Source organism: Streptomyces sp. NPDC002671, assembly GCF_053592475.1.
The window spans coordinates 235,629-247,897 of record NZ_JBSFVU010000010.1; the positions used below are offsets into that span (position 1 = coordinate 235,629).

Annotated in this window: 12 protein-coding genes; 5 read left to right on the plus strand and 7 right to left on the minus strand. The window is 71.6% G+C overall.

The window, feature by feature from the left end:
* Positions 1 to 104: 104 nt before the first annotated feature.
* The gene (locus ACWD35_RS18145; RefSeq protein WP_451352243.1) at positions 105 to 743 is read left to right on the plus strand and encodes a DedA family protein; all 639 of its coding nucleotides are present in this window, start codon (positions 105 to 107) and stop codon (positions 741 to 743) included.
* A complete protein-coding gene (locus ACWD35_RS18150; RefSeq protein WP_451352244.1) occupies positions 740 to 1,219 on the plus strand; it encodes an HIT family protein in 480 nt (159 codons plus the stop codon). The genes ACWD35_RS18145 and ACWD35_RS18150 overlap by 4 nt, the downstream gene beginning before the upstream one ends.
* 41 nt (positions 1,220 to 1,260) lie before the next feature.
* On the opposite strand, the gene ACWD35_RS18155 is transcribed toward ACWD35_RS18150, so the two are convergent.
* The 3 genes from ACWD35_RS18155 to ACWD35_RS18165 form a co-directional block, all read right to left on the minus strand.
* Complete coding sequence (locus ACWD35_RS18155; protein ID WP_451352245.1) at positions 1,261 to 1,668, minus strand: amidohydrolase family protein; 408 nt, start codon at positions 1,666 to 1,668, stop codon at positions 1,261 to 1,263.
* Positions 1,644 to 2,402, minus strand: a complete 759-nt coding sequence (locus tag ACWD35_RS18160) for a GntR family transcriptional regulator (protein WP_451352246.1) — start codon at positions 2,400 to 2,402, stop codon at positions 1,644 to 1,646. Before ACWD35_RS18160 ends, ACWD35_RS18155 begins: the two co-directional genes overlap by 25 nt.
* A gap of 126 nt (positions 2,403 to 2,528) precedes the next feature.
* A complete protein-coding gene (locus ACWD35_RS18165) occupies positions 2,529 to 4,028 on the minus strand; it encodes an MFS transporter (RefSeq protein WP_451352247.1) in 1,500 nt (499 codons plus the stop codon).
* A gap of 133 nt (positions 4,029 to 4,161) precedes the next feature.
* On the opposite strand from ACWD35_RS18165, the gene ACWD35_RS18170 reads away from it, so the two are divergent.
* A complete protein-coding gene (locus ACWD35_RS18170) occupies positions 4,162 to 4,635 on the plus strand; it encodes a MarR family winged helix-turn-helix transcriptional regulator (RefSeq protein WP_451352248.1) in 474 nt (157 codons plus the stop codon).
* 109 nt (positions 4,636 to 4,744) lie between these two features.
* The gene (locus ACWD35_RS18175; protein ID WP_451352249.1) at positions 4,745 to 5,890 is read left to right on the plus strand and encodes a MalY/PatB family protein; all 1,146 of its coding nucleotides are present in this window, start codon (positions 4,745 to 4,747) and stop codon (positions 5,888 to 5,890) included.
* A gap of 55 nt (positions 5,891 to 5,945) precedes the next feature.
* On the opposite strand, the gene ACWD35_RS18180 is transcribed toward ACWD35_RS18175, so the two are convergent.
* A complete protein-coding gene (locus ACWD35_RS18180; RefSeq protein WP_451352250.1) occupies positions 5,946 to 6,803 on the minus strand; it encodes a hypothetical protein in 858 nt (285 codons plus the stop codon).
* Positions 6,800 to 7,150: a hypothetical protein gene (locus ACWD35_RS18185; RefSeq protein WP_451352251.1), complete on the minus strand. Its 351-nt coding sequence runs from the start codon at positions 7,148 to 7,150 to the stop codon at positions 6,800 to 6,802. The genes ACWD35_RS18180 and ACWD35_RS18185 overlap by 4 nt, the downstream gene beginning before the upstream one ends.
* An 88-nt stretch (positions 7,151 to 7,238) precedes the next feature.
* Here ACWD35_RS18185 and ACWD35_RS18190 point away from each other — a divergent pair, with 88 nt between their 5' ends.
* Positions 7,239 to 10,265: a CHAT domain-containing protein gene (locus ACWD35_RS18190; protein ID WP_451352252.1), complete on the plus strand. Its 3,027-nt coding sequence runs from the start codon at positions 7,239 to 7,241 to the stop codon at positions 10,263 to 10,265.
* Between the two features lie 74 nt (positions 10,266 to 10,339).
* Here the strand turns inward: ACWD35_RS18190 and ACWD35_RS18195 are convergent, their stop codons facing one another.
* Together ACWD35_RS18195 and ACWD35_RS18200 are read right to left on the minus strand one after the other, a co-directional pair.
* Positions 10,340 to 11,503 carry an agmatine deiminase family protein gene (locus tag ACWD35_RS18195; protein WP_451352253.1) on the minus strand — a complete coding sequence of 388 codons (1,164 nt, stop codon included), beginning with the start codon at positions 11,501 to 11,503 and terminating at the stop codon, positions 10,340 to 10,342.
* A 121-nt stretch (positions 11,504 to 11,624) separates the two neighbouring features.
* Positions 11,625 to 12,203: a TetR/AcrR family transcriptional regulator gene (locus tag ACWD35_RS18200; protein ID WP_451352254.1), complete on the minus strand. Its 579-nt coding sequence runs from the start codon at positions 12,201 to 12,203 to the stop codon at positions 11,625 to 11,627.
* Positions 12,204 to 12,269: the final 66 nt, after the last annotated feature.

Here is a 12,269-nt window from a genome sequence, read left to right on the forward strand (position 1 = left end):
AGCGTAGCGCCGAGGGCTCGGGGGCCTGTTGGCGGGCGGTTTCGCGGCCGGCGGGCGATGCTGGGGAGCGAGCAGTCCTACGACGAGGCCAGGAGGCACGGCCGGTGATCGCCGTCGACCCGACGAACAGCGCCTCGGTGCTGGCCGCCTTCGGGGCCCTGGGGGTCCTGGCCGTGATCTTCGCCGAGTCGGGCCTCCTGGTCGTCGGCTTCTTCCTGCCCGGCGACGCCCTGCTCTTCCCGGCCGGTGTGCTGTGCGCGGGGAGCGCGCACCGGGCGCCGCGGCTGGAGCTGTGGCAGGTGCTGCTGTGCGCGGCCGTCGGCGCGGTGGCCGGCGGACAGGTGGGCTTCCTGCTCGGCCGGCACGGCGGGCGGGCCCTGCTGGCGCGCACCTCCAGCCGGCGCGTGAAGGAGGCGGCGGCGCGCGCGGAGGAGCTGCTGGCCCGCTACGGCTATGGCAAGGCCCTGGTGATCGGCCGCTTCGTGCCGCTGCTGCGGACCGTCCTGCACCCGGTGGCCGGTGTCCTCGGGGTACCTCTGCGCACCTTCGCCGTCTGGCAGACCGTGGGCGGCCTGCTGTGGACGCAGAGCCTGGTGCTGGCCGGTTACACGCTCGGTGCGTCGGTGCCGAGCATCGACGACTATCTGCTGCCGCTGGTCGCGGTGGTGGTGCTCCTCTTCTTCCTGCCCCTGCTGATCGGGGCTCGACGGTCGCGTCGCGAACGCCGTAGATTTGGATCATGACTGACGACTGGCGGAAGGACCGGATCGGGGCCGCGCTCCGCGGTGAGAACCCGACCGTGCTGCGGCGGCTCGACTCGGGGTTCGCGGCGATCGGGGACGTTCAGTTCCTGCCGGGATACTCGGTTCTCCTCGTGGACGAACCCGGTGTGGAACGCCTGTCCGATCTGCCGAAGGCCAAGCGGGCGGCGTTTCTCGCCGACATGGACCGGCTCGGCGAAGCGGTCGAGCGGGTCTGCCGGAGGCTGGACCCGGGATTCCGGCGGGTCAACCTGGAGATCCTCGGGAACACGGAACCGGTGCTGCACGCTCACGTCTGGCCGCGGTACGAGTGGGAGCCGGCCGACCTGGTGGGCCTGCCGGTGTGGCTCTACCCGCGCGACCGGTGGAGCGACGAGCGGTTCCGGCTCGGCCCGGACCACGATGAGCTGCGAGCCGCGATCGGCGGCGAACTGGACCGGTTGCGCGCGGAGGCCTGACGGCCGGGGTCAGCGGCTTGGCGGATAGCGAAATCCAGAGGTCAGTCGAGGAATTCTCCGTTCCGGGCCACGACGACTCCGCCGTGCACCACCATGTCCCTTTGCCGCATGTCCACGACGACCTGGGGCAGGCACTCGCCCCGCACGAGGACGAAGTCGGCCGGCGAACCGGCCCCGAAGTCGGCGTGCGGGAGGCCCATGACGTCCGCGCCCCCGTGGGCGGCGACGCGGTAGCAGTCCGTCAGCTCCTCGTCGAGCCGTACGTCCGTCACCCACCCGAGCAGATGCGCGCGATGCATCATGTCCGCGTTGCCGAACGGGCTCCAGGAGTCACGCACACCGTCGGAGCCGAGCCCCACCCGCACATGGTGCTCGCGCAGCCGGGCGATCGGCAGCACCAGGGAGTCGGACGGCACCACCGTGGTCAGGGCGATGTCCAGCTCTCCCAAGTCGGCGGCGATGGCGCCGAGTTCGCGGTCGATGATGCCGCGCAGGGCCTTGACGCCCGTCTCGCCACGGTCGTGCAGGTGGATGTCCACGCCGATGCCGTGGCGGTCCGCGATGCCGAAGACGAGGTCGAGCTCCTCGTCGAGGCCTCCGCGTCGCCGGCGGCGATGTGCCGGTACATCTCGGCATGCTGGGCCCGCATGTGGGCGGGCTCCGCGCGCAGTCCGAACAGCAGCCGCAGCTGCCGGCTCAGCTGCTCCATCGCGCGCGCGAGCAGCGGGTTGCCCGCCATGGTGACGACGCCTTCGTGGAACGCCGTGTGCGCGGCCACCTCGCGCGTACCCTCGTCCGCCGCTGCCGCCGACTCGGCCTGGCGCAGCGTCGCCTCCAGCGCGGCGAGCCCCTCGGGGTCGCCCGCCGCAGCGGCCCGCGCCGCGAGCCGCGAGGCCTGGACGGCCAGGGGCTCCCACACCTCGTACAGATGCTCCACGTCGGTGCGCTCCAGGCGTCGTACGCGTACGCCGCTGTGCGGGAGCAGTTCGAGCAGCCCTTCGGCGACCAGCGCCTCGCGCACCGGTACGCGGGACATGCTCAGCTCCTCGGCGACCTCCCGCTCGACGAGGCGGGCGCCCTGCGCGTACCGCCGGTCGACGATGCGCTGGAGGACCTCCTCGCGTGCCCGCGCGCTGAGCGAGGCCGAGGCGGCCGAGCCGGTCCTGCCTGTGTCCGCCACCATGTCCGACCTCTTCCGACCTCTTCCGTCCGCTTCCGTCCTCTTCCGGCCCTCGCCCGGTCCCGGGCCGGGAATACGACGGCCACCGTGCCCGTCTCCTCGGGCACGGTGACCGTGTTCTCACCTGCGTCAGGCGGCCGGTTCGGTCGCCTTCTCGGTGGCGGGGGCCGGGGCGGCGGCCGTCACCGTCGCCGTACGCGGACCGTGCCCGCCGCGCAGGCCGAAGCCGCTGATCACCGCGCAGAGGGCGAAGGCGGCGGCTCCGATCCAGAAGGTGAGGGTGAACCCGGATTCCGCGGGCAGTGCGGGGACGCCGGCAGGCAGGTGCTCGATGGTCTTCGAAGCCAGGATCGTGGTGACGATGGCGCTGCCGATGGCGCTGCCGGTGGAGCGGGAGATGGAGTTGATGCCGTTGGCGATGCCGCTCTGGTGGTGCGGGACGCTCGCCATGATGATGGCGGGCATGGCGGCGTAGCCGAAGCTGACGGCCGCGCCGACGACGAGGCCGGCGCCGATCACCGAGGCGGTGTGGCCGTGGTCGAGCGCGAGCCAGCCGAAGCCCACGGCGCCGAGCGCGGCGGCCAGGGCCAGGGCCGTGCGCGGGCCGCGGTGGCGGACCAGCTGGCCGCCGATGGGGGAGGCGAGCAGCGAGACGATCGCGCCGGGCAGCAGGAACTGCACGGAGGCGCGCAGGATGGACGCGTCGAAGCCGTAGCCGGTGAGGGCCTTGGGCATCTGGACGAGATAGGAGATGCCGAGGAAGTTCGCGAACATGCCGAAGCCGACGAGGATGCCGGCCAGGTTGGCCATGAGCACCGGCCGATGGATGAACATCCGCATGTCGACGAGGGGTTCGCGGACCTTCAGCTCGGTGAGGACCCAGACGGCCGTCATGACCGCCGCGCCCGCGAAGCAGCCGAGCGTGCGGGCGGAGGTCCAGCCCCACTCGTGGCCCTGCGAGATCGGCAGCAGGAGCAGCAGGAGGGTGATGCCGAGGGTCAGCGCACCGAGGAAGTCGGTACGGCCGCCGGTCTTGTGGCGGGTCGCGGGGACCAGGAAGACCACGGCGAGCAGGGCGAGCGCGGCCAGGCCGGTCGCCATCCAGAAGGCGCTGCGGTAGTCGGCGTCGTGGCCGGAGGTGAGCAGGCCGGTGGCGACGAGCGCGAGGCCGCTGCCGAAGGCGAGGGTGCCGCTGACGAGCGACATGGCGCCGGGCAGCTTCTCCGGGCGGACCTCCTCGCGCAGGACGGACAGGGCGAGCGGGAAGATCGCCGTGGCGGAGCCCTCCAGGACACGGCCCAGGATCAGCAGCGGGAGCGAGTGCGCGAGGGCGGCGATGACGGAGCCGACGACCATGACGCCGAGCACGCCCACGAGGGTGGGCTTCTTGCCGTGCTGGTCACCGAAGCGGCCGAGCAGCGGGGTGAAGACGGCGGCGGAGAGCAGCGTGGCGGTGGTCACCCAGCTCACGTTGGCGGTCGAGGTGCCGAGGTCGGCGCGGATGAGGCCGAGGATCGGGACCGGCAGGGTCTGCATCATCGACACGACCATCGCGGCGAGGCTCAGCGCGAAGACGATGACCGTCTCACGCCTGCGGCCGTCGGCGGGCGGAGGGGTGGGCTGGCTCATGAAAGGAGAAACCTTCTCAGTGCTTCAGGACGTAGATGTTTCATGTCATCAAGTACTCCGGCGACAGTAGACGAGATACTTAAGATGGTCAAACAAACAATTGAGGCCATGAAGCATCTTGTACGCTCGAGCCATGAGCACCACGGCCCCCGAGACCCCCGCCAAGCTCCGGCTGCTCGAGCTGCTCGCCGCCATCGGTACGGCCCAGTGGCGTGACTTCGCCGCCGCCGCGGCCCACCACGGCCTGACGCCCACGCAGGCGAAGGTCCTCGCCCAGCTCGACGGCCCGCTGCCGATGCGCGCCCTGGCCACCCTGCTGGTGTGCGACGCGTCGAACGTCACCGGGATCGTGGACCGCCTGGAGGCCCGCGAGCTGGTGCGCCGCGAGCCCGACCCCGTGGACCGCCGGGTCAAGAACGTCGTGGCGACGGACCGCGGCCGGGAGCTCATCCGCCGCGTCCGGGAAGAGATGCAGGCGACCCACGGCGCGCTGGACACGCTCGACGCGGACGAGAGCGCGACTCTGTACGCCCTGCTGGAACGCCTGCGCCCGGGTCTCGGTGCCGGCACCCGGTCTGCATCGCCGGCACGCCCGCCCGGACGGTGAAGGCCGCGGTCCGACATCCGCCTGCGGATCGCCCCTCCCGTCAACCCGGAATGACGGGTAGGTATGAGAAGCCATTGATGACAGGAGAGACGACAGGAGAGAGGCATCCATGTTCGACGACCTCGACGTCCGCGCGTTGTCCCGGCGCCCCGGAGTCAAGTGGAGCCGAGTCGAGCCGGACGTGCTTCCGGCGTGGATCGCGGAGATGGACTTCCCGCCCGCCCCGAGCGTGCGTGAGGCCTTGCTGCGGTGCGTGGACAACGACCTCGGCTATCCCTCCTGGGACGGAGGGGCGGTGGGAACCCCCCTGCGGGCCGTGTTCGCCGACCGCATGCGAGAACGCCACGGCTGGGTCCTCGATCCTTCTCACGTAAGGGAGTTCACCGACATCAACCAGGGCCTCCAGGCCGTGCTGTCCGTCGCCACGCGGCCGGGGGACGGCGTCGTGGTGCACACGCCCACCTACCCGCCGTTCCTGGAGACGATCGCGAGCATGGGGCGGCGCCTCCACGCGGTGCCGTACACGCCGGACGACGACAGCTGGACGTTCGACGCCGACCGCCTGGACCGGGAACTGCGGGAGCGGCCCGCCCGGGTGCTGCTGCTGGTCAACCCGCACAATCCGACGGGACGTGCGCTGCGCCGCGAAGAGCTGGAGGCGCTGGCGGGGCTCGCGCTCCGCCACGACCTGCTGGTCATCGCGGACGAGATCCACTCCGAACTCGTCCACGCCCCCCACCGGCACATCCCGTTCGCCTCGCTCTCGGCCGAGGTGGCCGCACGCACGGTGACCCTGACCTCGGCCACGAAGGCGTTCAACGTGCCGGGGGTGCGCTGCTCCATCGCCCATGTCGGCGCGGCCGAGGTGCGCGAGGCGCTGGCGAACCCGGGCCACCTGTACGGCGAGCCGAACACCTTCGGCGTCGCGGCCACCCTGGCCGCCTGGCGGGAAGGGGAGGGCTGGCTGTCGCAGCTGAGGCCGGTCCTGGCGCGCAACGCCGAACTCGTGCGCGAGGAACTGCCGCCCGGTGTGCGCTACCGGGTCCCGCAGGCCACGTTCCTCGCCTGGCTGGACTGCCGCGATCTGGAGCTGGATGCCGACCCGCACACCTTCTTCCTGGACAAGGCCCGGGTCCTGCTCAACGACGGCCGCGCGTTCGGACCGGGCGGCGAGGGCTTCGTACGGCTCAACTTCGCGACGTCGCAGGACATTCTGCGGGAGATACTGGGCCGGATCCGGGGAGCCTTGGAGTGAGGGGCGCCTGGACTGAGGGCGCTCTCGCTCGGTGTACCGGGGCCTATGTCTTCGCTCAGGCGCCTTTACGGAATCGCTCGCTGAGCCTTCTGCCCTGCGCCGGCGTGACCACGCCGGAGGGAGGCTCGTCGCCGAGGGACCGGGCCAGCTCGGTGGCGTACAGGTCGACGGCCGATTCCGTGAGGTCCGCCAGGTTGCCCGCGGCGTATCGCCCCCGCCGCCAGCCGAGCAGCAGCAGGACGACGCCGGCCAGGGCCGCCGGCCACCACAGGGTGCCCAGACACAGGTAGAGCACGCCCCAGCCGCTCTGTGTGGCCGTGCCGGTCATCGCCTCCCGTGCGGCGATCACGTCGTTGCGGCAGGTTTCCGGCAGGAGCAGCCACAACCGGGGCCAGGCGAACGGGAAGTCGAGCCCGTACTGACTTTGGACGCGCACTCCTACGCTCCGCAGCCGGTCACCGATCCACGTCGGGCGGGCCGGCTCGGTGAGCGCGACCACATTGCGGATCGCGACGCGGGCAGCCCGTTCCTTCGCCGAGGCGTGCTCGGCGGCGTCGTGCGCACGCGTCCAGCGGTCACGGCGCCACCCGACGAGAGGGCCGGCCAGCCACGCCGGACCGGCCATCACCCAGATCTTCTCGACCACGGTGCCGAGGCCGCGCGCCAGCAGTCCGACCGCCGCCGCGGCTGCCACGGCCGCCGCGGCCAGCAGCGCGGCCGATACGGGACGGTGGTCGTAGCGGATGGCGAAGTGTTCGGCGGTGTGGCTCAGCCGCCGCCCGTCGAGGGCATGGCGGTGTCCGAGCGCGGACGCCACCGCGGCGAGCGCGGTGAACAGCGCGCCGGGCAGGACCAGCAGGCTCACCCAGCGTTCGGCGAGCTTCGTGCCCAGCCCGGAGAGGAAGGCGTTCATCCGAACGACAACGGCTCTTCGAAAACGGCGCACTCGGGCAGGGGTTCGCCGGGCCTGCGGTCTTCGGCCCGCGTGCACCGCCTGCCGGGGCAGGCGTAGGAGCCGGGCGGCGGCGGTGCGGGTTCCAGGCCCGGGACCGGGACGTACCCGCGCGGTCGCGTCGGCATGCCCAGACGCTCACGGACCGCTACCAGCACGGACGTCACCGGCCGCGTACCGCTCCGCAACTCCGCGAGCATCCGCTCCAGTTCGACGGACCACCCGTCCTGCCTGGCCTGCTCGCGCAGCTCCGGCAGCTCGGCGCAGAACTTCGTCAGCTCGGCAGCGTCCCCAGCGGCGGTATCCACCCGTTCCTCCCCCCACCCGTCCCTCCACGGCATAGTCTCATCACTCATACGGACGAGTCATGACTTCAGTGCCATTTCAGGTGGCCGCTTGGGGGGCGTCGTGAACATCCAGGACCTGGCTTTCGCCATGGAGGAGTGCCTCGACGCGTTCGAAACCAGTGGCGATCCGGCGGTGTTACGGGAGCCGGAGGCGGAAGAGCTGGCCCACCGGCTCTACGCGATCGACTGGTTCGAGCCGTTCACCGGGGCGGCGTCCGCGCGGGCGTTCAACGTCGCCCTGCTGCTGGCCGCTTTCCACTTCCACCGCTTCGAGGACGACGGCTCACGGGAGGACGTGAAGCGGGCCGTCTTCCTCTATCAGCTGGTGTGTCTGGCGGCCCCGCACCAGGTGCCCGAGAGCGTGCTGGACTCCTTCCGGGAGCACGGCGACGAGGTGGGCGACACGCCGTCCGAGAGCACGCTCGCGGGGTACACCGCCCTGGGCGTCAACCTGCTCAAGGAGGCTGAGGCGAACGGCGATCGGCGGCTGCTGGACGACGCGATCGAGTATTGCCTGCTCGCGGTGCGCGCCAACCCGAGGCAGGACGTGGTGTGGGCGGAGGCCCTCGTCACGCTCGGGAACGTCTTCACCCGCCGCTACGAGTACACGGGTGACGAGAAGGATCTGGACCGGGCCTACCTCGTCACCGTGAGAGGGGCAGAGGTGATCCCCGAGGACGATCCGTGCCGTCTGAAGGCGTGCTCCGGCTTCGGGCACATCGCGATCCGGATGTTCCAGCGCACCGGGGAGCTCGACATGCTCGATCTCGCCGTCAACGCGCTGCGCGAGGCGGCCTACGGAGCCCCCGAAGACTACGAACACCGCGCCGCCCTGCTGACCAACCTCAGTACGGCCCTGAACCTGCTGTACGGGCACACCGGCCTGGCCGACGCGGCTGCGGAGGCGCTCGAAGCGCAGTTCGAGGCGGTGCGCATCACCCCGCGCGACCATCCCGACGCGCCGAGCCGGCTGGTGAATCTGGCGGGCGCGCTCGCAGGGCATGCCGGGCGGGTCGTCATGGCAGACGACCAGGACGACCAGTACGACCAGGCCGTCGAGCTGTTGCGCGGCGTCCTGCCTCTCGTCCCCGACGGCCATCCCGACCGGCCGGGTTGCCTGCGCTCCCTGGCCGACGTGTTGCTGGCACGGTTCACTGAGAAGAAGGATCCGCGCGACCTGGCCGATGCCGTCGACGCGAGCCGGTCGGCCGTCCAGGCCGGTGCGGCCTCCGGCTATCTGCGGCCGGGCCTGCTCAGAGGTCTCGCCAAAGCCCTGAGTGCCCAGGCCGACCACTTCGCGGTGCCTGGCGCCCTGACCGAGGCGGTGACGGCGCTCCGCGTGGCCGCCACGCTGCTCTCCGACGACCATCCCGATCGCACCGGGATCCTGACCGAGCTGGGGCTCGCGCTGCAAAACCGGTTCAACGCCGAGGGCAACCCGGCCGACCAGGTTCAGGCCGTCGCCGTGCTGCGCGAAGCATCCGCCATCCCCACCGCGTCGGCTCAGGCCCGTGCGCTGGCGGCAGCCAGCGCGGGGCATGTCGCCGCCGATGCCCTGGACTTCGCCGGCGCGACCACGTCCTACGCCCTTGCCCTGGAGCAGTTGGAGCTGACCGCCTGGCGCGGTCTGGAGCGTCCTGACCGGGAACGCCTGATCGCGAAGTTTCCGAGCCTCGTCACAGACGCGGCAGCCTGCGCGGTGCGCGCCGGGCAGGCGGAACGCGCCGTGGAACTCGTCGAACAGGGCCGCGGCATCCTGCTCGCCCAGGCCCTGGAGACCCGCACCAGCCATCGGGCGCTGCGCGCCCAGGCGCCGGAACTCGCCGACCGGCTCGGCCAGGTCCTCGACGAACTGGAGCGGCTGTCCGACGGCCCGTCGGGCGCCATCGCCGAGGAAACGGGCGAGCGCCGGCGGGCGCATCTGCGACGGGCGGCCCTCGCCCGGCAGCGGGATGAGCTGCTGACCGAGATCCGCGCGCTGCCGGGGCTCGACCGGTTTCTGCGGCCGCCGTCCTTCGCGACGCTGCGGGCCGCCGCCGCGCGCGGCCCGGTGGTGCTGCTCACCGCGAGTGAGTTCGGCTGCTCGGCTCTCGTCCTGACCAGGGCCGGCGTGCGAGTGGTGCCGCTCGCCATGGATGTCCGGCAACTGGCCGATCAGGCGGCCATCTTCCTGCATGCCCTCGGCAACGAGGCGTCGCCGCTGGAGGCGCGCAAAGCGGTCGTGAACAGCCTGGACTGGCTGTGGAAGGCGGTCGTCAAGCCCGTGCTGGATGCGCTGGGCTGCCACGAGCCGGTCAGCCCCGGCGGCGAGTGGCCGCGCCTGTGGTGGTGCCCGACCGGGCTCTTCACGCTTTTTCCGCTGCACGCCGCAGAGAGCCGCCGCCCTGACGGCGGTGGCACGGACACGGTTCTGGACCGGGTCATCTCTTCCTACACCCCGACTCTGCGCGTCCTGCTCCACACCCGTGAGCGCCCCGGGCCGCCGGCTGGAGAAGACACCCGCCGCCTCATCGTGTCCCTGCCGTTCACTCCGGACTTGCCGGACCTCCCCGCCGCCGAGGAAGAGGCCCGGGACCTGCACCAGCGGTACCCGGACGCCCAACTCCTCGCCGGGCCCGCCGCGACCACGCAGACGGTCGTGGACGCGCTCCCCCGCTGTTCCTGGGCGCATTTCGCGTGCCACGGCTCGCAGGACCTCGCCGAGCCGTCGCGCGGCGCGCTCATGCTGTATGACGGCCCCCTGATGCTGTGGGACATCGCGAACCTCCGGCTGCCGCACGCGGAACTCGCGTTCCTGTCCGCCTGCGAGACGTCCCGTGGCGGTATCGTCCTGGCGGACGAGGCGATCAGCTTCGCCGCCGCCGTTCAACTCGCCGGCTTCCGGCATGTCGTCGGCACGCTGTGGTCCATCGGCGACGCTGAGGCATCGAGCTTCGCCGGCCGCGTGTACGAGAACCTGTCGCGCCAGGACGTCCTTGACCCGGCGGGCGCCCTGCATGCCGCGCTGCGGGCGGTGCGGGGGGACAGCCCGCAGGCGGTCGTGGGCTGGGGGCCCTACGTTCATGTCGGCCCGTGACCGACGGCACGGCGTCCGCGGCATGAGGGTCTGCGGCATGAGGGTCTGCGGTGGATCCGGCTGCCTGGACACGGTCAGGCGGCGGGCTTGCCGGGCTGGTCGTGGGTGGAGCAGTGGATTCCACCGCCGCCGGAGGCGATGGTGTCGATCTGCACCTGGACGATGTCCCGCTTGGGGAAGTGTTCCTGAAGGATGGCCTTCGCGCGGGCGTCCGCCTTCCGGTCGCCGAACCTGGGCAGGAAGACGGCGTCGTTGGCGATGTAGAAGTTGGCGTAGGTGGACACGAAGTCGTCGCCCGCGCCGGTGATCCTGTCGAGGTCGGGCTGCGGCAGGTCGATGATCTCGAAGCGCCGGCCCCGCGCGTCGGTCGTCTTGCTGAGCACCGAACGGGCCTGGTCGGACGAACGGGACCAGGAGTCCGGGGGAGTGCCGGGGAACGCCTGGTCGAGGAGGACCACGCCCGGCGCGGTGAACCGTACGAGGCTGTCCACGTGCGCGTCGGTGATGTCCTCGCCGCGGACACCCGCCAGCCAGATCACCTTCTCCACACCGAGGGTCTCGATGAGCTCGTCCTCGATCCGGTCGCGGCTCTTTCCGCGGTTGCGGTTGTCGTTGACGATCGAGCTCTCGGTGATGAGGAGGGTGCCCTCGCCGTCGGTCTCGAAGGAGCCGCCCTCGGCGACGAGCGGCGCCTGTTCGCGGGGGATGCCGTACTTGCCGAGCAGCTTGCGGCCCACCTGGGCGTCGTTGGCGTGCTCCTGCTTGTTGCCCCACCCGTTGAAGTTGAAGTCGACGCCGACGACCTCACCGCCCTCCTCGACGAAGACGGGGACGGTGTCGCGGGCCCACAGGTCGTCGACGGCGAGCGGGATGACCTCGACCTGCGATCCGCACGCCCGCTGGGCCGCCGCCTGCTGGTCGGGGCGGGCCAGCATCACGACCGCCTCGTACTCCCCGACGGCTCGTGCGATGCGGGCGATGTCCTTCCGTACGTAGGGCAGGTCGTCCTTCCAGACGGAGGCGAGGGCGGGCCAGCACATGAACGTACGGGTGTGGCTCTCCCACTCGGCGCCGAAGCGGCGGTCGCCGTCCGACGCCGGGGTGCGGGCGGAAGAGGTGTTCGTGCCGCCGCTCACGGACTCCTCGGGACCGCAGGCGGTGGCGCCGAGGGCGAGCGCGCCGCCGATTCCGGCGAAGGCGCGCAGGGCGGTGCGGCGGGAGGAGAGAAGGTGAGACACGGTGTGCTCCGATCGTGGGCCGGCGAGGCTATCCGGCGGCGGTGGGCGGATCGCGGTGACGCAATGCGGCGGAGGCGTGAGCGGGGTGGCCGTGGATGTCACTGTGACACTGACTGAATTTTCAGTCAAACCTCTCGACCTCCGCCGCGATCGCGCCCCGCATCAGCTCGCAGGCGTGGTCGACCGGCAGCACTCCGATGAGCCACCGGATGCTCAGGCCTTCCAGGAGGACGATGAGCCGCTCGGCCGCGGCGACGAGGGCCTTGTCAGGGGTGGTGGGGGCGACCTGGCCCAGGAGTTCCGCGATCTCCCCGGCCCATTCGAGGCCCGCCCGTGCCAGCTCCTCCCGCAGCTCCGGTTCGAAGACGGCGCTGGCCCGCAGCTCGCACCATGCCGTGCTGTTCTCGCGCACCTCCGGGGTGTCCTGGAGTTCGAGCAGCAGCCTGCGTTCGAGCTCGCGCAGCGGACTCCCGGGTCCCTGTGGGCCGGGTGGCCGGCCGCGGGCGTACCGCTCCGCCCGGTCGCCGATGAACCTCAGTGTGTGGCGCAGCAGGCCCGAGCGGTCGCCGAAGTGGTAGTAGACGAGCGCTTTGGAGACCCGCGCCTCGGCGGCCAGCTCCTCCAGTCGCAGCCCGCGCACCCCGCGGCGTGCGATCACCCGGGCAGCCGCTTCGAGGATCGCCTTCTTCCGGTCCTTCACCCCTGTCCTCCTTCGCCCGGTTCTCATTCATCGGGTCGATGTTGACTGAAACTTTAGTCAGCATGC

What these genes read in the sequence shown, in the direction of transcription:
- ACWD35_RS18165 (WP_451352247.1), bottom strand. Translation starts at nt 4,028, where the DNA reads ATGAGCCAGCCCACCCCTCCGCCCGCCGACGGCCGCAGGCGTGAGACG.
- ACWD35_RS18170 (WP_451352248.1), top strand. Translation starts at nt 4,162, where the DNA reads ATGAGCACCACGGCCCCCGAGACCCCCGCCAAGCTCCGGCTGCTCGAG.
- ACWD35_RS18175 (WP_451352249.1), top strand. Translation starts at nt 4,745, where the DNA reads ATGTTCGACGACCTCGACGTCCGCGCGTTGTCCCGGCGCCCCGGAGTC.
- ACWD35_RS18150 (WP_451352244.1), top strand. Translation starts at nt 740, where the DNA reads ATGACTGACGACTGGCGGAAGGACCGGATCGGGGCCGCGCTCCGCGGT.
- ACWD35_RS18180 (WP_451352250.1), bottom strand. Translation starts at nt 6,803, where the DNA reads ATGAACGCCTTCCTCTCCGGGCTGGGCACGAAGCTCGCCGAACGCTGG.
- ACWD35_RS18160 (WP_451352246.1), bottom strand. Translation starts at nt 2,402, where the DNA reads ATGGTGGCGGACACAGGCAGGACCGGCTCGGCCGCCTCGGCCTCGCTC.